This is a genomic window from Actinomadura napierensis, assembly GCF_039529375.1.
GTDB lineage: Bacteria > Actinomycetota > Actinomycetes > Streptosporangiales > Streptosporangiaceae > Spirillospora > Spirillospora napierensis.
The window spans coordinates 16,900-41,542 of sequence record NZ_BAAAMR010000029.1; the positions used below are offsets into that span (position 1 = coordinate 16,900).

The 24,643-nt window shown below is 73.0% G+C and carries 21 protein-coding genes; 5 read left to right on the forward strand and 16 right to left on the reverse strand.

Annotated elements, in window-relative coordinates:
- Positions 1–69: 69 nt before the first annotated feature.
- Both ABD296_RS18105 and ABD296_RS18110 read right to left on the reverse strand, forming a co-directional pair.
- Positions 70–2,235: a TerD family protein gene (locus ABD296_RS18105; RefSeq protein WP_344267992.1), complete on the reverse strand. Its 2,166-nt coding sequence runs from the start codon at positions 2,233–2,235 to the stop codon at positions 70–72.
- Between the two features lie 66 nt (positions 2,236–2,301).
- Positions 2,302–3,444, reverse strand: coding sequence for an acyl-CoA dehydrogenase family protein (locus ABD296_RS18110; protein WP_344267993.1), 1,143 nt, complete (start codon positions 3,442–3,444; stop codon positions 2,302–2,304).
- A gap of 71 nt (positions 3,445–3,515) precedes the next feature.
- Here ABD296_RS18110 and ABD296_RS18115 point away from each other — a divergent pair, with 71 nt between their 5' ends.
- The gene (locus tag ABD296_RS18115) at positions 3,516–4,073 is read left to right on the forward strand and encodes a TetR/AcrR family transcriptional regulator (protein ID WP_344267994.1); all 558 of its coding nucleotides are present in this window, start codon (positions 3,516–3,518) and stop codon (positions 4,071–4,073) included.
- A 7-nt stretch (positions 4,074–4,080) separates the two neighbouring features.
- On the opposite strand, the gene ABD296_RS18120 is transcribed toward ABD296_RS18115, so the two are convergent.
- The 4 genes from ABD296_RS18120 to ABD296_RS18135 are packed head-to-tail and all read right to left on the reverse strand — an operon-like array spanning position 4,081 to position 7,900.
- Positions 4,081–4,668, reverse strand: coding sequence for a GTP-binding protein (locus tag ABD296_RS18120; RefSeq protein ID WP_344267996.1), 588 nt, complete (start codon positions 4,666–4,668; stop codon positions 4,081–4,083).
- The gene (locus ABD296_RS18125) at positions 4,649–5,035 is read right to left on the reverse strand and encodes a DUF742 domain-containing protein (RefSeq protein ID WP_344267998.1); all 387 of its coding nucleotides are present in this window, start codon (positions 5,033–5,035) and stop codon (positions 4,649–4,651) included. Before ABD296_RS18125 ends, ABD296_RS18120 begins: the two co-directional genes overlap by 20 nt.
- A gap of 7 nt (positions 5,036–5,042) precedes the next feature.
- Positions 5,043–5,471, reverse strand: a complete 429-nt coding sequence (locus ABD296_RS18130) for a roadblock/LC7 domain-containing protein (protein WP_344268000.1) — start codon at positions 5,469–5,471, stop codon at positions 5,043–5,045.
- On the reverse strand, positions 5,468–7,900 hold the full coding sequence (locus ABD296_RS18135; protein WP_344268002.1) for a sensor histidine kinase: 2,433 nt from the start codon (positions 7,898–7,900) through the stop codon (positions 5,468–5,470). Before ABD296_RS18135 ends, ABD296_RS18130 begins: the two co-directional genes overlap by 4 nt.
- Before the next feature lie 306 nt (positions 7,901–8,206).
- Here ABD296_RS18135 and ABD296_RS18140 point away from each other — a divergent pair, with 306 nt between their 5' ends.
- A complete protein-coding gene (locus ABD296_RS18140) occupies positions 8,207–9,718 on the forward strand; it encodes a M20/M25/M40 family metallo-hydrolase (protein WP_344268004.1) in 1,512 nt (503 codons plus the stop codon).
- A gap of 83 nt (positions 9,719–9,801) precedes the next feature.
- On the opposite strand, the gene ABD296_RS18145 is transcribed toward ABD296_RS18140, so the two are convergent.
- The 3 genes from ABD296_RS18145 to ABD296_RS18155 all read right to left on the reverse strand — a co-directional run bounded on the left by ABD296_RS18145 (position 9,802) and on the right by ABD296_RS18155 (position 12,929).
- Complete coding sequence (locus ABD296_RS18145; RefSeq protein WP_344268006.1) at positions 9,802–10,608, reverse strand: SAM-dependent methyltransferase; 807 nt, start codon at positions 10,606–10,608, stop codon at positions 9,802–9,804.
- A 37-nt stretch (positions 10,609–10,645) separates the two neighbouring features.
- The gene (locus ABD296_RS18150) at positions 10,646–12,025 is read right to left on the reverse strand and encodes a PP2C family protein-serine/threonine phosphatase (protein WP_344268008.1); all 1,380 of its coding nucleotides are present in this window, start codon (positions 12,023–12,025) and stop codon (positions 10,646–10,648) included.
- Between the two features lie 61 nt (positions 12,026–12,086).
- Positions 12,087–12,929, reverse strand: coding sequence for an LLM class F420-dependent oxidoreductase (locus tag ABD296_RS18155; protein ID WP_344268010.1), 843 nt, complete (start codon positions 12,927–12,929; stop codon positions 12,087–12,089).
- A 61-nt stretch (positions 12,930–12,990) separates the two neighbouring features.
- Here ABD296_RS18155 and polA point away from each other — a divergent pair, with 61 nt between their 5' ends.
- Together polA and ABD296_RS18165 are read left to right on the forward strand one after the other, a co-directional pair.
- A complete protein-coding gene (gene polA, locus ABD296_RS18160; RefSeq protein WP_344268012.1) occupies positions 12,991–15,621 on the forward strand; it encodes a DNA polymerase I in 2,631 nt (876 codons plus the stop codon).
- Positions 15,622–15,658: 37 nt separating this feature from the next.
- On the forward strand, positions 15,659–16,321 hold the full coding sequence (locus tag ABD296_RS18165; RefSeq protein WP_344268014.1) for a GntR family transcriptional regulator: 663 nt from the start codon (positions 15,659–15,661) through the stop codon (positions 16,319–16,321).
- A 26-nt stretch (positions 16,322–16,347) separates the two neighbouring features.
- On the opposite strand, the gene ABD296_RS18170 is transcribed toward ABD296_RS18165, so the two are convergent.
- Positions 16,348–17,469, reverse strand: a complete 1,122-nt coding sequence (locus ABD296_RS18170) for a 5-methyltetrahydropteroyltriglutamate--homocysteine S-methyltransferase (RefSeq protein WP_344268016.1) — start codon at positions 17,467–17,469, stop codon at positions 16,348–16,350.
- A gap of 147 nt (positions 17,470–17,616) precedes the next feature.
- Positions 17,617–18,294, reverse strand: a complete 678-nt coding sequence (locus ABD296_RS18175) for a GntR family transcriptional regulator (protein WP_344268018.1) — start codon at positions 18,292–18,294, stop codon at positions 17,617–17,619.
- Positions 18,295–18,397: 103 nt separating this feature from the next.
- Between ABD296_RS18175 and ABD296_RS18180 the strand changes: the two genes are divergently transcribed.
- The gene (locus tag ABD296_RS18180) at positions 18,398–19,177 is read left to right on the forward strand and encodes an NAD(P)-dependent oxidoreductase (RefSeq protein ID WP_344268020.1); all 780 of its coding nucleotides are present in this window, start codon (positions 18,398–18,400) and stop codon (positions 19,175–19,177) included.
- A 15-nt stretch (positions 19,178–19,192) separates the two neighbouring features.
- On the opposite strand, the gene ABD296_RS18185 is transcribed toward ABD296_RS18180, so the two are convergent.
- The 5 genes from ABD296_RS18185 to ABD296_RS18205 all read right to left on the reverse strand — a co-directional run bounded on the left by ABD296_RS18185 (position 19,193) and on the right by ABD296_RS18205 (position 24,589).
- Complete coding sequence (locus ABD296_RS18185; protein ID WP_344268022.1) at positions 19,193–20,134, reverse strand: catechol 2,3-dioxygenase; 942 nt, start codon at positions 20,132–20,134, stop codon at positions 19,193–19,195.
- Complete coding sequence (locus ABD296_RS18190) at positions 20,131–21,183, reverse strand: 4-oxalomesaconate tautomerase (protein WP_344268024.1); 1,053 nt, start codon at positions 21,181–21,183, stop codon at positions 20,131–20,133. Before ABD296_RS18190 ends, ABD296_RS18185 begins: the two co-directional genes overlap by 4 nt.
- Positions 21,180–21,878, reverse strand: coding sequence for a 4-carboxy-4-hydroxy-2-oxoadipate aldolase/oxaloacetate decarboxylase (locus ABD296_RS18195; RefSeq protein WP_344268026.1), 699 nt, complete (start codon positions 21,876–21,878; stop codon positions 21,180–21,182). Before ABD296_RS18195 ends, ABD296_RS18190 begins: the two co-directional genes overlap by 4 nt.
- Positions 21,875–22,612, reverse strand: a complete 738-nt coding sequence (locus ABD296_RS18200) for a PIG-L deacetylase family protein (protein WP_344268028.1) — start codon at positions 22,610–22,612, stop codon at positions 21,875–21,877. Before ABD296_RS18200 ends, ABD296_RS18195 begins: the two co-directional genes overlap by 4 nt.
- A 138-nt stretch (positions 22,613–22,750) precedes the next feature.
- Entirely contained in the window at positions 22,751–24,589 is a 1,839-nt protein-coding gene (locus tag ABD296_RS18205) for an ABC transporter ATP-binding protein (RefSeq protein ID WP_344268030.1), read from the reverse strand.
- Between the last annotated feature and the right edge of the window lie 54 nt (positions 24,590–24,643).

Here is a 24,643-nt window from a genome sequence, read left to right on the forward strand (position 1 = left end):
AGAGGGCTGGAGTCATCAGAAGTATGAGAAGGAAGCCCCCTCATGGCCTCGCCGCGCTCAGGCTAGCAATCAGGCTGGGACGATGTCGCGCAGATTTTCCGGCGTGAACACCCGCGACTCCTCATGGAGACCTTGCGGCCGCTCGAACCCCACGAACGTCACCGGCTCGTCAGGCACCTGACCGTCCCACACCGTGACCTTCCCGGCCTTGGACGCCCACAGGTCCGTCAGATACCGGACGGTCGGGTACCGGCGCTCCACGACCGCCCGGACCAGCGCCGCCGTGGTGAGGCGGTTGCCTTCGACCTGGTTGTAGTCGATGTGGCCCTTGAGGAACAGATGCAGCCACTTGGCACGCCACCGGCCGTCGTCGCCGCGCAGGAACGCCAGCGGGAGCGCGACCCGGCCCGCACCGCGCAGGTCCGACTTCATCCGCACCGTCCGCGGCTCGAACGGCCGTCCCTTCTGCTCGGAATCGCGGAGCATGAACCCGAAGAACGACTCGGCGACCTGCTCGAACCCCTCGCCCGAGTACACGTTGACCTGCGGGATCACCACCCGCGCCGGAATCTCCCTGAGTCGCAGGTCGATGAACTCCGACGCCCCGTCCGGCGCGGAGGTGATGTCGCCGGAGTGCTCGCCGCCGACTTCCGTCAGCGACGTGTACGACAGCCACGTCGGGTTCAGGTAGTCGCCGTCCAGCATCAGCGCCGACAGGTCGAAGTCGGTCCGGGCCTTCGCCTGCTTCCAGTAAATGAAGAACCGGAGCAGCTCTCCCTCGACCGGCGAAACCGACCCGCGCGGGAGGACGCCCATTCCGGCGGCCGTGGCCTTCCCGCTCAGGGGCAGCGCGACGTCCAGGACATTCGGATCGACGACCAGGTGCCCGGGCTCCGGCAGCCGCCGCGCGACCTCCCCGTCCAGCAGCGCCACCAGCCGCTCCCGCACGTCGTCGCCGAGCGGCGGCCGCGCGTCCACAACGACGGCGCCACGGCCGTGCCGGTTGGCGAAGACCCGCGCGTGGCCGGGCTTCTCCGGCCGGTTGAGTAGGTGCTCGCGCAGCGACAGGACGACGCGCCCCGAGACCCCGCTCGCGGCCGCCTCGATCGCCTCGAAAACGGCGTCCCGCTCGTCGCCGGACGTGAGGCGCAGCAGCCGGTCCGCCGACCGGAACAGCATCCCCGGCGCACCGCCCAGCAACCGTGCCGCCCCGGCGACGTCGCCCTCACCGACCAGCATCTCGACACGACCCGCGAACGATCGCGCCGTCTTCTCCCGGCGCGCGATCGCGAACACGTCCGCCGCATGCGGCCACGCCGGGAACTCGTGCGGATGCAGCCGCTCACCCAGCCGCTTCCACTCCTCCCGGTACTGGCTGACATCGCCGAGCTTGGCGGGGGAGTCGCGGACGACCTCGTCCAGGCCAGCCAGCAGCGCGCGCCGCAGCGGCCGCCCCAGCGACCGGAACCGTGTCGGCTCCATCAACGTGACGTCGCCGTCCGACAGCGCGCAGGCCAGCCGCAGCACGTCGGTGACGGTGTCGAGCAGCAGCGGCATCCCCGCCTTCACCCGCACCGCATTGACGATGGCCCGGTTCTCCCGCACCGGGATCGCGTCCGGCTGCCGTCCCGCGACGCAGTGCTCGGCGAGAACGCGCAGCGCCTCCAGATCGGCGTCGTTCAGCGGAGTGACGCTGCCGGCCAGCGCCACGTACAGCTCCTCCACCTCACGGTCGAGGCTCTCACCCAGGTGCAGGACGGTGACGCGGTCCTTCGCGCTCGCAATCAAGTCGTCCTGCGCCGCGAGCATTTCCTCGTACGTGTGCAGGTACCGCCCGTAGTCCGGGAAGTCGAGCAGGTTCAGCCACCCCTGGGACGCGGCGCTCCTGACATCGGCGGCCGACACCGGGTCGAGCAGCCACTTCTGTATGCACTCGGCCCAGAAGTCGACGGTGTCCGGCACGTTGCGCGGGAAGTTGCGGAAGTACACGTTGTGCCGGACGTGGTCACCGGCCATCGTCCGCACGGTCTTCAGAACCCGGACGGCGACGTCGATGACGTCGCCCTCATAGAGGCCCGACAGCCATTCCAGCAGGTCCCGCGACAGCTTGAACCCCGCCGACATCAGCGCCGCGTCGAACTGCCGAGCCGCGACCTCGCCCGTTCCCGCCTCGCCCTGCGGCGTGGGAACGCGAAGTGTACGCGAGATGACGAGTTCTTCGAGGGTGCCGTTCACCCCGCCATGCTCCCAGGGCGTTTTGCGCCCCCGCACCCCATTTCTCCGCGCTTGCGGCCGGGTGGGTCAGCGGGCGAGGTGGCGGGAGATGACGAGGCGCTGGATCTGGTTGGTGCCCTCGAAGATCTGCATGACCTTGGCCTCGCGCATGAAGCGCTCCACCGGGAAGTCGCGGGTGTAGCCGGCGCCGCCGAGGACCTGGACGGCGTCGGTGGTCACCTTCATGGCGTTGTCGGTGGCGACCAGCTTGGCGATGGACGCCTCGCGGCCGTAGGGGCGGCCGGCGTCCTTCAGGCGGGCCGCCGACAGGTAGGTGGCGCGGGACGACTCGACCGCGGCGGCCATGTCGGCGAGGACGAACGCCAGGCCCTGGTGGTCGATGATCGCCTTGCCGAACGCCTCGCGCTCCTTGGCGTAGGCGACGGCGTGGTCGAGGGCGCCCTGGGAGAGGCCGGTGGCGACGGCGGCGATGCCGAGCCGGCCGGCGTCCAGGCCGGCGAGCGCGATGGACAGGCCCTGGCCCTCGGCGCCGATCAGGTGGCCGGCCGGGATCCGCGCGTCCACCAGCCGGACGGTCGCGGTGGTGGAGCCCATCAGGCCCATCTTGTCCTCGGGCTGGTCGAACTCCAGGCCGGGAGTGTCCGCCGGGACGTAGAAGCAGGAGATGCCGCGCGACCCCTCGTCGGACGTGCGGGCCATGACGGTGTAGAAGTCGGCCTTGCCGCCGTGGGTCGTCCACGCCTTGGCGCCGTTGAGGACGTAGGAGTCGCCGTCCCGGACGGCCTTGGCGCGCATCGCGGCGGGATCGGAGCCGGCGTGCGCCTCGGACAGGCAGTACGCGCCGAGCTGCTCGCCCGACAGCATGCCGGGGAGCAGGCGCGCGCGCTGCTCGCCGGAGCCGAAGGCGAACACCGGGAAGCAGGACAGCGCGTGCACGCTGACACCGACGCCGACGCTGGCCCACACCGCGCCGATCTCCTCCAGGGCCTGGAGGTAGATCTCGTACGGCTGGGCGCCGCCGCCGAACTCCTCGGGGTAGGGGAGCGTGAGCAGGCCCGCCCGGCCCAGCGTCGCGAAGACGTCGCGGGGGAAGGTGCCGGTGCGCTCGGCGTCCGCGACGCGGGGCGCCAGCTCCTTGGCGGCGATCTCGCGGGCGAGCGCGAGCAGGTCCTCGGACTCGGACGTGGGCAGGTGCCGGGTGGCGGGCATGCGCGACTCCTTTCGCCACCTGAACGGTACCAGAATCCGTACCAGAGAACCCCTTTTGGTACTGTCACGGGATGACGGAGACCCGGGCCGCGCGGCGCCGCGCGGAACTGATCGAGCGGCTCATCGAGGTGTTCCTCGACCGGGGGTTCGCCGGGCTGAGCGTCGCCGAGCTGGCCGCCGTCCTGCGCTGCTCCAAGAGCACCCTGTACGCCGTCGCGGCCAGCCGCGAGCAGATCATCGTGACGGTGGTGCGGGCGTTCTTCCGCCGCGCGACCGAGCGGGTCGAGGCGGCCGTGGACGCGAGCGCCGGGCCCCGCGAGCGGGTCGGCGCCTACCTGCGCGCCATCTCCGCCGAGCTGGCGCCCGCCTCGCCCGCCTTCTTCGCCGACCTGGACGCCTTCGCCCCCGCCCGCGAGATCTACAAGCGCAACACCCTGATCGCGGCGCGGCGCGTGCAGGCGCTCGTCCGCGAGGCCGCCCCGGCCGCCGACGCGGAGTTCGTCGGCGCCGTCGCGGGCCAGGTCATGGAGTCGATCCACCGGGGCGAGATCAAGGCGCAGACGGGCCTGGACGACTCCGCCGCCTACGCCGCGCTCGCCGCCCTCGTCGTCGCGCGGACGACGGCCTGACCACCGGTCATCCCGTCGACTGCAGGGCGTGCTCCACCAGCCGGATCAGGACGTTCTTGGCCGAGTCGTAGTGCCGGACGTCGCACAGCACGACCGGGACGTCCGGATCGAGGTCGAGCGCGTCGGCGATCTCCTCGGCGGTGAAGCGGCGGGCGCCGTCGAACACGTTCGCGGCGACGACGAACGGGATCCCCCGGTTCTCGAAGAAGTCGATGGAGGCGAAGCTGGTCGGCAGCCGGCGCGTGTCGACCAGGACGATCGCCCCGACGGCGCCGTAGGCGATCTGGTCCCACATGAACCAGAACCGCTCCTGGCCGGGGGTGCCGAACAGGTACAGCCGGACGCCGCCGGAGAAGGTGAGCCGGCCGAAGTCCATGGCGACGGTGGTGGTGGTCTTGCGCTCGACGCCGCCGAGGTCGTCCACCCCGACGGACGCGTCGGTGAGGGTCTCCTCGGTGCGCAGCGGGCGGATCTCGCTGACGGCGCCGACCAGGGTGGTCTTGCCGACGCCGAAGCCGCCGGCCACCAGGATCTTCAGCGTGTGCGCGGGGAGGTCCTCGGCCGGCGCGGTGGGGTCATAGGCGGCGGAGTTCATCGAGCACTCTCATCAGGATCTTCGGGTCGGGACGTCCGGCGCTCTGCCCGGACGGCCCGCCCTGGCGGAGTTCTTCGATCAGGCCGTAGTGGTGCAGGTCCGCCAGCAGGACCTGCACGACCCGCAGCGGCAGGTCGGTGTCGGAGGCCAGGTCGGCCGGGGTGGAGGGGCGGCGGCACAGCTCCAGCAGCCGCCGCTGCTCGCGCGACAGCCACACCCGCTCGCCGGGCGTGCGGCCCGTCGCGATCAGCAGCGTGACCAGGTCGGCGACCAGCCCCCGGGGGCGGGTGCGCCCCCGGGTCACCGCGTACGGCCGCACGATCGGGCCGGCGTCCGCGCCGACCCAGCGCTCTCTCGGGGTCTCCACGGCCGGCTCAGCCCGGGGCGCCGGCCTGTGAGGGGTCGGCGGCCTCCGCCCGCGGCGCCGTGCCGAGCTGGCGCCGCACCCGTTTGATCAGCATCGTCGTCTCGTAGGCGACGAGCCCGGCGTTGCCGCCCGCGTCGCTCAGCACCGCCAGGCAGCTGCCGTTGCCGGCCGGCATGACGAAGAACAGCAGCCCGTCCAGCTCGACGACGGTCTGCCGGACCTGTTTGGCCTGGAAGTGCTCGCGGGCGCCGTTGGCCAGGCTGTGGAAGCCCGACGACAGCGCCGCCAGGAACTCGGCGTCCTTGCGGGTGACCCCGCCGGAGGCGCCCATCACCAGGCCGTCCCGCGACAGCAGCACGGCCTGGTGCACCTCCCCGACCCGGTTCACCAGATCGTCCAGCAGCCAGTCCAGCTCTCCGGTGGCGTGCTGCGTCATCCCTGCCCCCATTCATCGCGCGGGTCGCGATCGTCCGGCTCGTCGTCGTCCCTGCCCCGAAGCCATCCCGACTGTAGCGATGCCATCAGGTCCCGGCTGACCTCCGGGCTCGGCTCCTCGTACTCCTCGGCCGGCCCGCCGCCCCACTCCCGCTCCTGCTCCGGGACGGCGGCCGCGGGCTCCGGCGCGGGACGCGCCCGCAACTGCGGCGCCATGTTCCGCTGCCGCACCCGCCGGGGAAGCCGGCCCGTGACCTCGCTGGATTCGGCGCCGGCCGGCTCCGGATCCTCGGCGGGCGGCCGGGTCCGGCCACCGGCCGGCGCGGCGGGTCCGGGAGCCCGCCCGTCGGGCGGCGCGGCCGGCGGCGGGAACGCGGGCGGGTAGGCCGGGCCGGGCAGCGCGGGACGCACCGGACGGGCCAGGCCGCGCGGCGCCGGCACGGCGGACCCCACGGGGTGCCCGACCAGCGGGGCCTCGTCGCCGCCCAGCAGTTCCCGGGGCTCGTCCAGCACCACCAGGGAGTGCGGGACCAGCACGATCGCGGTCGTCCCGCCGTACGGGGACGGCTGCAGCGACACGCCGATGCCGTGCCGGTCGGCGAGCCGCGCGACGACGAACAGCCCGAGCCGCTCGGTGTCGACCAGGTCGAACTCCCCGGCGCCGGCCAGCCGCCGGTTCAGCTCGTCGCGCTCGTCCGGGGCGAGCCCGACGCCGCGGTCGACCACCTCGACCGCCAGCCCGTTCGCGACCGTCTCGAGCTTGACGGTGACCTCGGTGGTCGGCGGGGAGAACGACGCGGCGTTCTCGATCAGCTCGGCGAGCAGGTGGATCACGTCGGCGACCACGGCGCCGGTCACCGCGGCCGACGACGCACCGGTCACCTCCACCCGGGTGTAGTCCTCGACCTCGGCGATCGCCGCGCGGATCACGTCCTCGGCGGAGACCGGGTGGTCCCAGGCGCGGACGGTCGGCGAGCCGGACAGGATGACCAGGCCCTCGGCGTGCCGGCGCATGCGGGTGGTGAGGTGGTCCAGCCGGAACAGGTCGTCCAGCTCCTCGGGGCTGGCGGCGCGGCGCTCCATCTGGTCCAGCAGCCGGAGCTGGCGGTGCAGCAGCGACTGGCTGCGCCACGACAGGTTCACGAACACCCGGTTGATGGCCGCGCGCAGGTCGGCCTCGCCGACCGCGGTGCTGACCGCCGTCCGCTGGACGGCGCCGAACGCCTCGCCGACCAGCGCGATCTCCCGGGTGCCCCCGCCCTGCGGACGCGGCGCCTCGGCGTCCACGTCCACCTTCTCGCCGCGCCGCAGCCGCGCGACCAGCCGCGGCAGCCGCTCGTGCGCCAGCTCCTGCGCGCTGCGCTGGAGCTGCCGCAGCTCGAAGGTGATCCGCCGCGCGAACAGCAGCGACAGCACCACCGACACCACGACGGCGAGCAGGCCGAGCCCGCCGATCAGGTAGAAGGCGAGCATGATCCGGCGGCCGGCCGGCTCCACGTCCTTGCGGTTCACCTCGTCGCCGGCCTTGGCGGCGGCGCCGAGCCAGACGGGCGACACCGCGGCGACGGCGGCCCGCCACTCGCGCGGGTCCGGGTTCGCGCCGTTGGTGACGACGTCGTTCTCCAGCACGGAGTAGTCGGTGTAGGCCTGCGAGTCGACCAGGTCGGCCATGATCTTGCCGATGCCGCCGCTCGCCGACGCGCGGCCGAGCTCGAAGAACTGGTCGCGGTTGCTCGCCCAGCCGGTGAACGCGGCGCGGTCGTCGGTGGTCATCCGGCCGTGCCGCAGCCCGTTGACCAGGTCGGCCTCGCGCAGCATGAACTCGCGGGCCCAGTACATGTCCAGCAGGGCGTTGGTCTGCTGGTAGACCGAGATGGCGTTGACGCTCACCAGCGTCGTGAGCACCCGGATCGTGCCGTCGGAGATCTTGCTGTACCCGTTGATAATCCGCAGCGGCGGGCTGCCGATGCGGACCTGGGCGCGCAGCGAGCCGAGGTCGTCGAAGGCGCCGCTGAGCAGCCGCGTCCGCTGGAGCACGGCGTCGTTCATCGCGTCCTTGGCGGCCGAGGAGAAGGCCGACTTGCGGAACGCCGCCACGATCGCGTCCGTGCGGGCGGTCTGCGCCTGGTACTTCCTGTCGTTCGCGGCGCTGCGCGCCGCCAGCGACACGACGGCCGCGGAGCGCTCCTGCTGGATCGCCTCGATGACGGTCGTGGCCGGCAGCCCGACCTTGTCGTAGACGGTCGAGAAGTCGTACCGCTCGAGCGCGCTGTTCAGCGAGACCCCCGTCGGGATGGCCCACAGGATCAGCAGCGAGGTGAGCGGGACGGCCAGCAGCAGCGCGATCCGGCGCCTGATGCTGCGGGTGCGCGGCCCGGTCCGGCCGCGCGGACGCCGCGGCGGCGCGGGCGCCTGGTCGGGTCGCGTCACCGGTTCACTTCCTTTTCGTCCGTTCGCGGAGCTCGCTCCGTTGCTGAGCTGCAAAGGCCCGAAGCATACTGAGTCGGATTTATCGCTGACCAGTGCTATCAACCTGTATTTATCGCCTGCGCGGACGCCGGTGGGGTTGACATGTGCTCGTCAGATGAGCTAAATCGGCGCCCCTGAAAGTGCCCGGCCGCTCCGTCTGGCCGCTTCCGGCTACGGGCCGCGGATTGGCAACTCTAGATCTTGTCCGCGGTAAGCCCACATGTCACGCTTCGTGCGATTTGTCCCCCACGCAACGGAGACACGGTCATGCGCAGAGCCGCGCTCGCCTCCCTCCTCGGCCTCTCGCTCGCCGCCACCGCCCTGGTGGCGCCCGGTGCCGAGGCCGCCGCGCCGGCCGGATCACGGCTGGCCGGGCTCGTCACCCTCAAGGCCGTCCGCCACCACCAGCTCAACCTGCAGAAGATCGCGGACGCCAACGGCGGCAACCGGGCCGCCGGCCTGGACGGCAACAAGATCACCATCAAGTACATCGCCGACCAGCTGAAGCGCGCCGGCTACCAGCCGACGGTCCAGAACTTCACCTTCGACTTCTGGCAGGAGAACGCGCCGGCGACGTTCGCCGAGACCGCGCCGGCGCCGAAGACGTTCACCCCCGACACCGACTTCGCGACGCTGCAGTACTCCGGGTCCGGCGACGTCACCGCCGCCGCGACCCCCGTCGACCCGGCCGCGTCCGGAACCGGCAGCGGATGCGAGGCCGGCGACTTCACCGGGTTCCCGAAGGGGAACATCGCGCTGATCCAGCGCGGCGGCTGCTTCTTCTCCGTCAAGGCCGACAACGCCATCGCCGCCGGCGCGAGCGCCGTCGTCATCTACCAGCTGCCCGACGAGCCGGGACCGGTGGCGGGCACCCTCACCACGCCGTACTCGATCCCGGTCGTCGGCCCGACGAACGCGGTCGGCACCGACCTCGTCAAGCAGGCGCAGAACGGCGGCGTGACGCTGCACGTCAAGACCGACACCACCAACCAGAAGCGCGAGGCGGCCAACGTCATCGCCGACACCCCGCGCGGACGCGCCGACAACGTCGTGGTGGTCGGCGCGCACAACGACAGCGTCGTCGCCGGGCCCGGCATCAACGACGACGGCTCCGGCACCGCGACGCTGCTGGAGATGGCCAAGCAGATCCACAAGCTCGGCAAGAAGGTCCGCAACCAGGTGCGGTTCGCGTTCTGGGGCGCCGAGGAGGAGGGCCTGCTCGGCTCCCAGTACTACGTCGACAACCTGCCGCAGGCCGAGCGCGACAAGGTCGCGCTGATGCTCGACTTCGACATGCTCGCCTCGCCCAACTACGTCCGGTTCGTCTACGACGGCGACAACAGCGAGGGTGGCAACAACGTCGACACCCCGGCCGGGACCGGCGCGATCGAGAAGGCGTTCAACGACTACTTCACCGGACGCCGCCTCGCCACCGACCCGACCGCGTTCGACGGCCGGTCCGACTACAACGCCTTCATCACCGCGGGCATCCCGGCGGGCGGCATCTTCACCGGCGCCGAGAAGATCAAGACCGAGGAGCAGGCGAAGGTGTACGGCGGCACCGCCGGCATCGCCTACGACCCGTGCTACCACTCCGCCTGCGACCGCTACGACAACGTGAACCTGCAGGGCTTCGACCAGATGATCGACGCCACCGCGGCGGTCACCGAGCAGTTCGCGAACAGCACGCTCACCGTCAACGGCAACGAGCTCGCGCGCAAGCACGCGCTCGCGGAGAAGGTCCCGCCGACCCGCGTCGGCCCCTACCAGACCCGCTGACCCCACGTTGAGTTGCGGCGAGTCGTCGTTATGGGACGTCCCATAACGACGACTCGCCGCAACTCAACGAAGAGGGGGCGGGGTCAGGGCTTGCGGGCGACGCCGACCAGGAACCAGAAGCGGGACGGGTCGTCCGGCAGGTCGTCCGGCGAGCCGGGACGCCACAGCGGGCCGTGCACGAGACCGGGATCGAGCAGGTCGAAGCCGGTGAGGAAGGCGCCGATCTCCCCGGCGGTGCGCAGGGTCGGCTCGCCCTGCGACACGGCCCGCCGGTACACCTTCGTGACGGCCTCGCCGGTCTGCTGCTTGTGCGTGCCGTGGCTGACGGCCAGGTGGCTGCCGGGCGCGAGCGGCGCGGTCAGCTCGGCCACGATGGCGCCCGGGTCCTGCTCGTCGGTGATGAAGTGCAGGACGGCGACCAGCAGCAGCCCCACCGGCTCGCCGAAGTCGATCATCTTCCGGACGGTCGGGTGGCCGAGGATCTCGGCGGGCCGGGTCAGGTCCGCCTGGATCACCGCGGCGTTCGGCTCGCCGTCCAGCAGCGCGGTGCTGTGCGCGACCGCGACCGGATCGTGGTCGACGTAGACGACCCGCGCCGCCGGGTCGACCCGGTGGACGATCTCGTGCACGTTGCCCTGCGTGGGGATGCCCGAGCCGATGTCGATGAACTGCCGGACGCCGGCCTCCGCCGCCAGGTACCGGACCGCCCGCACCAGGAACGCCCGGTTCGCCGCCGCGATCGCGCGCGCCTGCGGCTCGATCGCCTCCAGCGTCCGGGCGATGTCGCGGTCGGCGGAGAAGTTGTGCGCGCCGCCCAGCAGGTAGTCGTAGACGCGGGCGACGCTGGCCTGGTTCGGGTCGATGCCGCTCGCCCAGTCCGGGTCGTTCAACGGGTCCCCTCTCGTTGTGCGTCCGGCGCGTCCGCGGTCAGGTGCCGGTGCGGACGAGCATCACCGTGACGTCGTCGTGGTTCGGCGGAACGATCAGCTTCTCGACGACGCCGGCGCAGGCGTCCTCCAGCCCGGCGGCGGCCCCGGCGAGCGCCCCCCGCAGCGCGGCGATCCCCGCCTCCAGGTCGCGGTCGCGCGTCTCGATCAGTCCGTCGGTGTAGAGCACGAGGGTCGACCCGTCCGGCATGGGCACCCGGGTGTTCTCGTACTCGGCGCCGTCCAGACCGAGCGGCAGCCCGGGCGGCAGGTCGAGGACGTCGCAGCCGCCGCCCGGCCGCAGCAGGACCGGCGGCGGATGCCCGGCCCGGCAGATCTCGGCGGTGCGGGCGGCTGTGTCCAGGACGGCGCACGCGCACGTCGCGAACTGGACGGGGCCGATGCCCGGCGTGATCCGGTCCAGCCAGGTGAGGATCTGCGCCGGGTCCTTGCCGAGCATCGCCAGTGTGCGCGCGGCGGCGCGCAGTTGCACCATGGCCGCGGCGGCGGCCGAGCCGTGCCCCATCGCGTCGCCGATGACGAGCGCGACCCGCCCGGCGGGCAGCGGAATGATGTCGCACCAGTCGCCGCCGACGAGGTTGGCCCGCCCGGCGGGGACGGACCGGTGCGCCACCCGCACGCCCGGGACGGCGCCCGGCGGCAGCGGCAGCAGCCCGGACTGCAGCGCGCGGGCAGCCGCATGCTCGCGCTGGTAGCGGCGCGCGCCCTCCAGGCAGCCGGCGGTGAGCGCGGCCAGGTCCGCCGCCACAGCGGCGTCGGCGTCGCTGAACGGTCCGGACGCCGACCCGCGTGCGAACGCCACGAGGCCGAGCACCGCCTCGCCGTCCCGCAGCGGGACGAGCAGGAAGTCCGACAGGTCGGCCAGCCGTTCGCGGGCCTGCCGCGGCGGCGGCACCCGCGGTTCGAGGGCGAAGTGCCGGTCCAGCTCGGCGAACCGCTGCGGCGTCCCGCCGGTGACGCAGGCGGCGTAGGCGGTGCCGGCCGCGAACACCACCGTCTCGCCGGACGGGAAGAGCGGCTCCAGGTCGGTGCCGGCGGCGCCGACCGCGATCCGGCGCGCCTCCACGGCCCGGACGCCGGGCGGGCGCGGCAGCTCGTCCCCGACGATCAGCTGCTCGACCACGTACACCCCGACCGTGTCGGCGAACCCGCCGCCTGCGGCCTCGCCGGCCTCCGCGGCCTCGCCGAGGGCGGCCGCGACCAGGTGCCGCGCGACCCGCTCCATGTCCAGGACGCCGGCCATCCGGGCGCCCGCGGCGGTCAGCAGCCGGAGCCCGGCGACCTCGGATTCGGCGTTCACGGCCAACGCCTCCTGGGCGCTCGGGTGCAACGTGACGGCGGGCGCGAATCGTGCAGACATGATCATTCCGCGCCCCGGCGGCCACCGCAAGCCCCGGCGGAAGGTCCCTCCGTTTCGGTGCTCAGCCCAGGTTCAGCGCCTCCGCGACGGCGCGCAGGGCGGGCAGCGGGTCCTGGCCGGAGCCGGTCAGCACCTGGACCGCGACATGGTCGGCGCCCGCGTCGAGATGCTCGGTCACCCTGGCCGCCGCGGCCTCGGGGCCGCCGTGCGCGACGAGCGCGTCCATGAGCGCGTCGCTGCCCTCGCCGGCGAAGTCCGCGCGGGTGAACCCGAGCCGTTCGAGGTTCGCGACGTAGTTGCGCATCTTCAGGTACGTGCCGGACAGGTTCTCCCGGGCCAGCGCGCGGGCGCGGCCGGCGTCGGTGTCCACGATGACCTTCTGCTCGGGCGCGAGCAGCGGCCACTCGCCCAGCTCGGCGCGGGCCTGGCGGGTGTGCTCCGGCGTGGTCAGGTACGGGTGCGCCCCGGCCGCCCGCTCGGCCGACAGCCGCAGCACCTTCGGACCGAGCGCCGCGAGCACCCGACCCGACACGGGGACCTCCTGGGCGTCCAGCCGGTCGAGATAGTCGACGATCTTCTCGTAGGGCTTGCGGTAGTCCTGCGTGGCCTCGCGGTGGCCGATGCCCACGCCGAGCAGGAACCGGCCGCCGTGCGCGGAGTTCAGCCGGTGGTAGGAAGCGGCGGCCTCCTCCGCCGGCGTGGCCCACATGTTGACGATGCCGGTCGCCACCATGATCCGGTCGGTGGCGGCCAGCAGCCGCTCGGCGATGCCGAGGTCGCCGGACGGCGAACCGCCGATCCAGATCGTCCCGTAGCCGAGCAGCTCCACCTCCCTGGCCAGTTCCGGACTCAGGCCGCTCCAGGAGCGCCAGATGCCGACGCCTCCCACATTGATCTCCGTCATGTCCCCCTCCAACGGCAGGTGCCTCCGCGTGCCCACTACCCGCGGCTGCGAGGATGAGACCATGACCGACCGGTCCCGCCTGCTGCTCCTGGACGGCCACTCGCTGGCCTACCGGGCGTTCTACGCCCTGCCGGTCGAGAACTTCAGCACGACGGCGGGCCAGCCCACCAACGCCGTCTACGGGTTCGCGAACATGCTGGCCAACGCGTTGCGCGACGAGCGGCCCACGCATCTCGCGGTCGCGTTCGACGTCGGGCGCCGCACGTTCCGCACCGAGGCGTTCCCCGACTACAAGGCGACGCGGGCACGCTCGCCCGAGGAGTTCGGGAGCCAGCTCGCCGTCCTCGACGACCTGCTGGCCGCGATGAACGTGTCCGTGCTGCGGGCGCCCGGCTACGAGGCGGACGACGTCATCGCGACGCTCGCCGCCCGGGCGGTGGCCGACGGCCTCGAGGTCCTTGTCGTCACCGGCGACCGCGACGCCCTCCAGCTCGTCAGCGACGACGTCACGGTCCTGTACTTCTACCGGACGGCGTCGGAGATGATCCGCTACACACCGGAGGCGGTCGAGGCGAAGTACGGCCTGACGCCGGCGCAGTACCCCGACTTCGCGGCGCTGCGCGGCGACCCGTCCGACAACCTGCCGGGCATCCCCGGCATCGGGGAGAAGACCGCCGCCAGGTGGATCCGCGAGTTCGGGTCGCTCGCGGCGCTGCTGGAGCGGTCCGGCGAGGTGAAGGGCAAGGCGGGGGAGCGGCTGCGCGCTGCGCTCGACTCCGTCCGGCTGAACCGGCGGCTGACCGAGCTGGTCCGCGACGTCGACCTCCCCGTGGACGTCGGCGATCTGCGGCGGCGGCCCTACGACATCGCCGCCTTCACCGCGCTTCTCGACGACCTGGAGTTCCGCAACGCGAGCCTGCGGCAGCGCCTGTTCGCGGCCGATCCGGGCGGAGGCCGCCCGCCGGAGCCCACCGGGCCCGTGCTGCGCGGCCACGAACTCGGTCCGGACGAGCTGGCGCCCTGGCTCGCCACCAGGGCGACCGGGCCGGTCGGGCTCGCCGCCGACTGCACCTGGACGCGCGGGACAGGCGACATCGAGCGGATCGCGCTCGCCACGCCCGACGGGTTCGCCGCCGCGTTCGAGCCGTCCGCGCTCACCGCGGGCGACGAGCGCGCGTTCGCCGCGTGGCTCGCCGACCCGGGCCGTCCCAAGGCGGTGCACGACGCCAAGGAGCTGTCGCGGGTCCTGCCCGACCGCGGCTGGCGGCTCGGCGGGGTCATGACGGACACCGCCATGGCCGCCTACCTGCTGCTGCCCGGCCTCGCCGCGTACGGCGTCGTGGACGTCGCCGCCCGCTACCTCGGCCGCCGCCCGCCCTCGGACGGCCCGGACGGGCTGATGCTGCAGGCCGGCGCCGTCCTGGAGTTGGCGGACCGACTCGCCCCCGACCTCGCGTCCACCGGGATGGACGAGCTGCTGCGCGACGTCGAACTGCCCCTGTCCGGCCTGCTCGCCCGCGCCGAGCGCACGGGCGTCGCCGTGGACGCCGGGCTCCTCCGCGAGCTGGAGCAGCACTTCGCCGACGGCATGGAGCGCGCCGCAGACGACGCCGCCGAGATCGCCGGGCGCCGCTTCAACCCCGGCTCCACCAAGCAGCTCCAGGAGGTGCTGTTCGGCGAGCTGGGGCTGCCGAAGACCAAGAAGATCAAGTCGGGCCACTCCACCGACCTGGACGCGCTGACCTGGCTCGCGACCCAGACCGACAACGGGCTCCCGCAGATCCTGCTGCGCCACCGCGACCTGGCCCGGCTGCGCGCGACCGTCGCCGGGCTCATCCGGGAGATCGGCGCGGACGGCCGCGTGCACACCACGTTCCAGCAGACCGTCGCGGCCACCGGCCGGCTCACCTCCACCGAACCGAACCTCCAGGTCATCCCCGTCCGCACCGAGGAGGGACGGCGGATCCGGCGGGCGTTCCGGCCCGGCGAGGGCTTCGACGCGCTGCTGACCGCCGACTACGGTCAGCTGGAACTGCGCGTCATGGCGCACCTGTCGCAGGACCCGACGCTGCTCGCGGCGTTCGCGTCCGGCGAGGACCTGCACGGCACCATGGCCGCGCGGGTCTTCCAGGTCGCGCCCGAGGCGGTGACCCCGGACATGCGCCGCAAGATCAAGGCGATGTCGTACGGGCTGGCCTACGGCCTGTCGGCGTTCGGGCTGGCCAAGCAGCTCGGCATCGCGATGGCGGAGGCGCGCCCGCTGATGGACGCCTACTTCGCGCGGCTCGGCGGCGTCCGCGACTACCTGGAGGAGGTCGTCGCGGAGGCCCGCGTCACCGGCTACACCCGCACGCTCCTCGGCCGCCGCCGCTACCTGCCGCACCTGACCAGCGACAACAGGCAGCGGCGCGAGACCGCCGAGCGGATGGCGCTGAACGCCCCGGTGCAGGGCTCCGCCGCCGACATCGTCAAGATCGCGATGCTGCGGGTGGACGCGGCGCTCGCCGCCGCCGGGGCGCGCAGCCGGCTGCTCCTCCAGGTCCACGACGAGGTCGTGCTGGAGCTCGCGCCGGGCGAGCACGACGCCGTCCGCGACCTCGTCCGCACCCGGATGACGACCGCCTACCCGCTCGGCGTCGGGCTGGACGTGGCGATCGGCACGGGCCCCGACTGGGCCGCCGCCGCCCACTGACGCCCGTCCACCGTTACCGCCATGAGATATTGAGCCGATGACCACGCAGCCCAGACGGCCTCCGACGGCCCAGCAGTTCGTCCTGGAGGAGCTGCGGCGCGCCATCACCAGCGGCCGGCTGCGCCCCGGCGCACCGATCCGCCAGGACATGGTGGCCGAGGAGCTCGGCGTCAGCCGGGTCCCGCTGCGCGAGGCGCTCAAGACCCTGCAGGGCGAAGGGCTGGTCACCTACCGGGCGCACCGCGGCTACTACGTCGAGGAACTGTCCCTGGACGACCTGCGCGAGGTGTACCGGATCCGCACCATCCTGGAGGAGGAGGCCGTCCGCCGCGCCGCCGCCCTGATGACCGCCGCCGACCTCGCCGCCCTCGACCGCGCCGAGGACGAGGTCGAGCGCGCCGGGCGGGCCGGCGACGTGCTCGCGATGGCGGCGGCCAACCGGGCCTTCCACATGGCGCTGTACGAGTACGCCGCCATGCCGCGCCTCATCCGGCTCATCCGCACGCTGTGGGACGCCACCGACGCCTACCGCTCCATCTACTACGGCGAGGGCGTCAACCGCGAACGCGTCATCGGCGAGCACCGCGCGGCCCTCGCCGCGCTGCGCGCCGGGGACGCCGACGAGGCCGTCCGCGTCCTCGACGTGCACCGCGCGCACGCGGTCACCGCCCTCGAACACCTCATGACCGAGACCGTCTAGCGTCCCCGGCACGGCCCGGCCGGGGCTCAGCCCCAGACCTCCTCGGCGGTCTCGGCGATGAGCCGCAGCTTGGCGAACTGCTGGTCCGCCGTCAGCGCGTTCCCCTCCACGGTGGAGGAGAAGCCGCACTGCGGCGACAGGCAGATCTGCTCCAGCGGGACGAACCGGGCGGCCTCGTCGATGCGGCGCTTCAGCTCGTCCTTCGACTCCAGCTCGCCGCGCTTGGTCGTGACCAGGCCGAGCACGACCGTCTTGCCCGGCGGGACGAACCGCAGCGGCTCGAAGCCGCCGGAGCGCGGGTCGTCGTACTCCAGGAAGAACCCGTCGACGTCCAGCTCGGAGAACAGCGCCTCGGCGACGAAGTCGTAGCCGCCCTCGGCCGTCCACGACGAGCGGAAGTTGCCCCGGCACATGTGCGTGGTGACGGCGAGCTCCGCGGGACGGTCCGCGAGCGCCGCGTTGATCTGCCTGATGTAGCGCAGGTGGAGGTGGTCGGGGTCGTCGCCGCGCTCGGCGATCATGGCGCGCTGCTTCGGGTCGTTGAGGTAGGCCAGGCTGGTGTCGTCCAGCTGCAGGTAGCGGCAGCCGAGACCGGCGATCCGCCGCACCTGCTCGGCGTACGCGGCGGCCAGGTCGGACCAGAACTCCTCGATGTCCGGGTACACCTCCGGGTCGATCGCCGCGGGCCCGCCCCGGTAGTGGACCATGTTCGGCGACGGGATCGTCAGCTTCGGCGTGACGCCCTCGCCCGCGGCGTCCCGCAGGAACCGGAAGTGGTCGGCGAAGATCGTCTCGTCGAGGCGGACCCGGTCGTGCACGCGCAGCGCGGCCGTGCTGAACTCCAGGTCGCCGGACTCGTTGCGGAACCTGACCTTGATCTTCTCGTCCGCCGGGCTGATCCCGCCCAGCCGGTAGATGAAGTCCATGTGCCAGGACGTGCGGCGGAACTCGCCGTCGGTGGCGGTCCGCAGCCCGGCCTGGCGCTGCATCGCCACCACGTCGCGGACGGCGGCGTCCTCCACCTCGGCGAGGCGCCGGTCGTCGATGCGGCCGTGGGCGTGGTCGTCGCGCGCGGCCAGCAGGTCGGCGGGGCGCAGCAGGCTCCCGACGTGGTCGGCGCGGAAGGGCGGTCGTGTTCGCGGGGACATGGCGGCTCCCTCACCGGGACGGTGCTGGCGGATGGGCTCCACCCGCCAATCTAGGCACTACCGCGACCGCGATCAATCCGTTGCCCAGGAACGGTCCTGACCGGCGGGAACGTCCGCCCGCGACGCCCTGGGCGACCGGGGCGCGGGTCAGCGGGCCAGGCCGTTGCCGTGCGGGCGGGTGCGGTCGGCCTCGGGCAGGGTGCGGATGACGCCGCGCAGGTGCTCGCGGGCGGCCCGCTCGGCCGACTCGGGGTCGCGGTCGCGGATCGCCTCGATGATCGCCAGGTGCTCGGGCAGCGACACCGCCGGGCGGCCGGGGTGCATCGCCAGCTTGAACTGGTGCCGGACGCTCTGCGCGCGCAGCCGCTCCAGCACCCGCGCGGCGGTGCGCTGGCCGCTGATCTCGCGGATCTCGCGGTGCAGCCGCTCGTTGAGCCGGGAGTAGCCGAACACGTCCCCGGCCGCGACGGCCGCGCGCATGCCGTCGCCGATCTCGGTCAGCAGCCGGACGCCGTCCTCGGTGACCCGCTCGGCGGCCTTGGCCGCGCACAGCCCCTCGATCACCATGCGCAGCTCGCTGATCTCGACGGCCTCCTCCAGCGACACCGCGCGCACCCGGGCGCCGCGGTTCTGCACACGCTCGATCAGCCCCTCGTTGGCGAGCTCCAGGAGGGCGGCGCGGACCGCCGCGCGGCTGGCGTCGAACCGCTCGGCGAGGTCGGCCTCGACCAGCCGCTGGTTGGGGACGAACTCGCCGGAGAGGATCGCCTCCCGGATCCCGGTCACCACCGGGCGGCCGGTGTCCCGGTCGTCGGGTGTCGGCACTGTCCCTCCCCTGGAGCTCCGTGCGAAGATATTGTCGCCAATTTTGTCGCGCACCTTAGTCTAGCGGTCGGCATGATCGCGCCGCCGGAGGCAGGAGGCTGGAATGACGCAGGGTACCGGTCGGAGGCCGGCCGTCGCCGTGCTCGGGCTGGGCGAGGCCGGCGGGGCCATCGCCCGCGACCTCGCCGCGGCGGGCGCCGCCGTGCGGGCCTACGACCCGGCCGTCGCGGCGCCGGAGGGGACGATCCCCTGCACCGGCGAGGCGGACGCGGCGTCCGGCGCCGACCTGGTGCTGAGCGTCAACAGCGCGCACGACGCCATGGCGGCCCTGCGCGCCGGGCTCGCGGGCGCCGGCGGCGCCCTCTGGGCCGACATGAACACCGCGTCGCCCGGGCTGAAGCGGGAGCTGGCGGCCACCGCGAAGGCGGCCGGCGTGCGGTTCGCCGACATCGCGATCATGGCGCCGGTGCCGGGCCGCGGGCTGTACACCCCCATGCTGACCAGCGGGGACGCGGCGGCGGACGCCGCGGAGATCCTCACCGGGCTGGGCGCGTCCGTCGAGGTCATGGACGCCGAGGCGGGCGCCGCCGCGACCCGCAAGCTGCTGCGCAGCGTCTTCTTCAAGGGCCTGGCCGCCTCGGTGGTCGAGGCGCTGGAGGCGGCGCGGGCGGCCGGCTGCGAGGACTGGCTGCGCGGCAACATCGTCGAGGAGCTGGTCGCGGCCGGGGAGCCGACCGTGGACCGCCTCGTCGCCGGCACGCACAAGCACGCCGTCCGCCGCGCCGCCGAGATGGACGCGGCGGCCGCCATGCTCGCCGAGCTGGACGTCCCCCCGACGATGGCCGCCGCGAGCCGCGACCTCCTGCAACGCCTCTCCCGCTGACCCGCCTTCAACGGGTCACAGGGGCGGGGTGCCGTGGGTGTGGAACGACTCGATCGTCTTCAGGCCCCAGGCCTGGCCCTTGGCGCGCTCCGCCTCCGTCCAGGTGATCGGCTTCCAGTCGGGCGCCAGCACCAGCCGCGCGCACGGGTTGCACAGCTCGATGCGGTTGCCGCCGGGCTCGTAGACGTACAGGAAGAACGTCTGCTGGATGGCGTGCTTGTGCGGCCCGGTCTCGATGAAGACGTCGTGGTCGAGGAAGATGTCGGCGGCGCGGAGGATGTCCTCGCGGGTGTCGGTGGCGAACGCGACGTGGTGCAGGCGCCCGTTGGCGCCCGTCCAGTCGCGGGTGTAGACGATGTCGTAGGACTTGTTGGTGAAGTGCAGCCAGCGCCCCGCGATGTCACCGCTGTCGAGCTGGATCTGCTCGGTGGTGCGCCCGCCCAGCGTCTCCATCAGGAACTCGGTGCTCGGCTCGACCTCGGCGGACAGGTAGTTGACGTGGTCGAGGCGCCGGACGCACACGCCGCGCGCCGGGTACGCCTGCGCCTGGTTCTTCAGCGACGGCTTCAGCTCCGGCGGCGCCTCGTACCACTCGCTCTCCCAGTACAGCTCCAGCTCGTGGCCGTCGGGGTCGCGGAACACGTACGTCGGGCCGATGCCGGGGTCGCCGTCGCGCCAGCCGACGCCGAGCCCCGCCTCCTCGATGGCCTTGACGCGCCGTTCGAGGGCCTCCTGCGACCAGGTGCGCAGCGCGGTCCGGCGGATCCCGGACGTGCTGTGCGCGGTCAGCTTGACGGTGTGGTGCTCGTAGTCGTCCCACGTCCGCAGGTACACCGAGTCGCCCTCGGAGCCGGCCTCGGTCAGGCCCATGACGCGGGTGAAGAACCGCAGGCTCTTCTCCGGCTCGGGCGTCAGCAGCTCGACGCTCCCGACGTGCGCGATCTCGTGCGTGATCAAAGGGACCTCCGGGGGAAGACGGTTCCGTCGAAGAGCTTGCGGGCGGTGCGGACGATGCTGGACCGCCGCACGGACGTTCCGTCGAGCTCCACCTCGACGTCGAGCCGCCCGGTGGGGTGTTCGATGCTCATCGGCACGCCCGGCGCGGGGAACTCGGCGAGGTCGTGGCCGACCGCACCGTCCATGAGCAGCGCCGTCGCGACGGTAACGGCACCGAGCACGCCGATCGAGGTGTGCACGCGCAGCGGGATGAAGGTGCGGGTGCAGATCGTCCCGCCGTCGCGGGGCGGCGCGACCAGCGTGGTCTTCGGGACGGACGCGTCCGGCACGTCGCCGAGGCCCATCAGCTTCCCGGCCGCCAGCCGCAGCGACTGGATCCGGTCCCGCAGCCCCGCCAGCTCGGCGGGATCCTCGTAGCCGGTGACGCCGAGGTCGGACGCGGCGGCGACCACGACCGGCATCCCGTTGTCGACGCACGTCACCTCGACGCCGTCGACGACGTCCCGGACGTTCCCGGTCGGCAGCAGCGCTCCGCACGCCGAGCCCTCGGTGTCCTCGAAGTCCAGGACGATCGGCGCGGCGGTGCCGGGCACCCCCGAGATGGCGGTGTCGCCGTCGTAGTCGACGGCGCCGCCCGGCGTCGCGAACGTCGCGGTCGCGATGCTGTCGGAGTTGACCATCCGGATCCGCACGCTGCTGCGTCCGGACCCCGCCGCGACGAGGCCGCGCTCGACCGCGAAGGGGCCGATCCCGGCGAGCAGGTTCCCGCAGTTCTGCTGGTCGGAGACGGTCGGCTCCTCGACGCCGAGTTGCAGGAACAGGTACTCGACGTCGACGCCCGGCCGCTCCGAGGGGGAGACCACCGCGACCTTGCTGGTCAGCGGGTGCGCTCCGCCGATCCCGTCGATCTGCCGGGGGTCGGGCGTGCCCATGACCCGCAGCAGCAGTTCGTCGCGCTCGGCGGGGTCGGCGGGCAGGTCCTCGGCGAGGAAGTAGGCGCCCTTGGACGTCCCGCCGCGCATCATCATGCAGCGGATCCCGGCGCTCATGACTCGCCGTATTCGCTGTAGGGGACGTACTCGATGCCCATCCCGGCCAGCCGGTCGCGCAACCCGTATCGGTCGAGCCCGAGTTCGCCCTTCTGGAACGCCGCGCGGGTGGCGTTCTCCTTCTCCTCCCGCGCGCGCGCCGCCTCCACCGCGTCCGCGACCTTCTCGCGCGGGACGCACACCACACCGTCGTCGTCGGCGAGGATCGCGTCGCCCGCCCGGACGACCTGGCCGCCGATGCTCACCGGCACGTTGACGGCGCCCGGCGTGGCCTTCACCGTGCCCTGCGCGCTGACGGCCGCCGACCAGACCGGGAACCCCATCGCGTGCAGGTCCGCCACGTCCCGCACGCCCGCGTCGATGACGAGCCCGCGCACGCCCCGGTACTGCAGCGCCGTCGCGAACAGCTCGCCGAACATCCCGTCCGTGGACGGCGACGTCGTCGCCACCACCAGCACGTCGCCCGGCCGGCACTGCTCGACGGCGACGTGGATCATCAGGTTGTCGCCCGGCCACGACAGCACCGTCACCGCCGTCCCGGCGATCCGCGACCCGAGGTGCACCGGGCGGACGCCCGGCCCGAGGTAGCCGGTTCGGCCCATCGCCTCGTGCACGGTCGCGACCCCGAAGCCGCCCAGCTCGCCGACCGCGCCGGCGTCCGCGCGCGGCGGGTCGGTCACCACCACCGTCCTCATGCCAGCACCCCCGTCGTCTGCGGGTACACGCGAACGTACGCCTCCGCCATCGTCTCGTGGGGGAGCCCCAGGTTCGGGCCCGCGTTCCGCTTCAGCTGGACGCCCCGCCGCTTGGCCAGATCGGTGTAGTAGTCCCACATGTGCACCTGCGCGGGGAGGCACTCCATCGCCTTGCGCTTGCGCTCGAACACCGCGGTGATGTCCAGCAGGACGTCGGGCTTGAAGTCGCACTGCTCCGGCTGGTGCGGCTCGAAGAAGAAGACCGGGGGAGCGCCCAGCGGCTCGCCCGGCGCGTCGTACCCGATGGCCTGCGCCAGCACCCGGGCCTGCAACGCCATCCGCGCCGCCGCCGGGTGGTCGCCGTTGTACGGGTCGGCCAGCGTGTGCGTCAGCACGACCGCGGGCTCGAACTCCCGGTACACCCGGACGAGCCGGTCCACCAGCTCGGGCGTCTCCCGCAGCGGGTAGTCGCCGGCGTCCAGGAACTCGATCTCGGCGCCCAGCTCGGCCGCCGCGGCCTCCGCCTCGCCACGCCGCAGCGCCTTGATCTCCTCGAGGCCCTTGCCCTCGCGCCAGGCCCGTGCGGACTCCCCGCGCTCCCCGTAGCTCAGGCACACCACCTTCGCCCGGTCGCCGCGCTCCGCGGCCAGCGCGATCGCGCCCGCGGCGCGCCACACGAAGTCGCCCGCGTGGGCGCTCACCACGAGCAGCGGACTGGCGGCGTCGGTGCTCATTCAGACTCCTCCAACTGCAGACGGAACCCGCCCCCGAACAGGGCCGATCAGCACCGATCCTGAATCCTGTCGCCCAAATTGTCAACAATTCTGGCGTTTATTTCGCGCCAGGGCGGTGCGGGCGCACCGGCCGCGGCGTCAGGCCGGACGGCGGTCCAGGTCCTCGGCGGCGGCCTCGTCGGTGAGGAAGCCGCCGGACTGGTGGTGCCACAGCCGGGCGTAGGGGCCCTTCGCCTGGAGGAGCTCCCGGTGGGAGCCCTGTTCGAGGACACGGCCGCGGTCGAGGACGATCAGCCGGTCCATGCGGACGACCGTGCTCAGCCGGTGCGCCACGACCAGGGCGGTGCGGTCGCGCATCAGGCGCCACAGCGCCTCCTGGACGAGGACCTCGCTCTCGGAGTCCAGGGCGCTGGTGGCCTCGTCCAGCAGCAGGATCGGCGCGTCCCGCAGGATGGCGCGGGCGAGCGCGACGCGCTGCCGCTGCCCGCCGGACAGCTTGACGCCGCGTTCGCCGACCAGCGTGCCGAGCCCGTCCGGGAGGCCGTCGGTGAACTCGGTGACGTGCGCCGCCCGCGCGGCCGCCAGGATCTCCTCGTCGGTGGCGCCCGGCCGGGCGAAGGCGATGTTGTCGCGCACCGACCGGTGGAACATCGCGGGCTCCTGCGGCACGTAGGCGATCAGTCCGCGCAGGTCGTTCTGGCGCAGCCGGGCGATGTCCTGGCCGCCGACCAGGATGCGCCCGCCGTCGACGTCCATCAGCCGCAGCAGCAGCCGGGTGAGGGTGCTCTTGCCGCCGCCGGACCGGCCCACCAGCCCGATCTTGGCGCCCCCGGGGATCTCCAGGTCCAGCCCGTCGAACAGGGGCGGGCCGCCGCCGTGCGCGAAGAGCACCCGCTCGAAGCGGACCGAGGCGTCGGCCGGGCCCAGCGGCTCCGGGTCGGGCGGGTCGACGACGACCGGGGGCGCCAGGAGCAGCTCGGTGAACTGCGCGGCCTCGGTGAGCGTGCTCTCGATCCGCCGGTAGACCTGGTTGAACTCGAACATGATCCGGGTGGCGTTGGTGTAGTAGGTGAACGTCACCACGACCGCCTCCACCCCGAGGCCGCCGCGCAGCGCCACCGCGGCCAGCAGGCCGAGGACGCTCGTCAGGATCGACATCGGCGCGACGATCATGTCGACGCGGAGGTTGGCGTAGTCCCAGGAGCGCAGCGAGAGCCGGCGCTGCTCGATCACCCGGCTCCGGTGCTCCGCGGACTCGCGCTCCTCGGCGGCGAACGCGCGGACCGTCTCCATGTTGGTCACCACGTCGGAGACGTGGCCCGACACCCGCACCTTGGCGGCCTCGCGCGCGTCCACCAGCGCCTGCCGGCGGCGGATGAGCGGGGCGATGAGCAGGCCGGTCAGGACGATCATTCCCACCAGCACCAGGACCAGCGCCGGGTGGTACCGCCACAGGACCACCGAGGCGAACGACAGCGGGATCACGTTGGCCATGATCGAGAACGCGAGGGTGTCGGCGAAGTCCTCGAAGCCGCTGGAGAAGTTCAGGATCCGCTTGGTCAGCGCACCGGCGAAGTTGTCGTGGAAGAAGGCCGTCTCCTTGGCGAGCAGCTCGTCCATGCCGGTGATGCCGAGCCATTCGATGCCCCGGCCGTCCGTCCGGTTGAGGCAGTGCAGACCCGCCCGCCAGAACGCCTCGCCCGCCAGCATCAGGCCGGCGAAGGCGAGCAGGTAGGGAAGGACCGCGCCGGAGCCGTCGTCCCCGCCGCCGGCCAGATGCCCGACCAGCGCGGCCACTACCAGCGGCGTCAGGTAGTACAGGCAGGTGTTCCCGAGGGCGGGGAAGAGCATCGCCGGAAGTGAGACCCGCCAGTGGCGGCGCAGGACGGCGCTGTAGTAGCGCAGCGCCAGCAGGACGGCTCGCCTGCGGGGCGCCGGAACGTCCTGAGAACCCTCTCGTGCCCCTGCCAGAACCACACGCCCTCCCACGCCGCCGCGGCCTTCATGCTGCCCCGAACCCTCCGGGCCGGG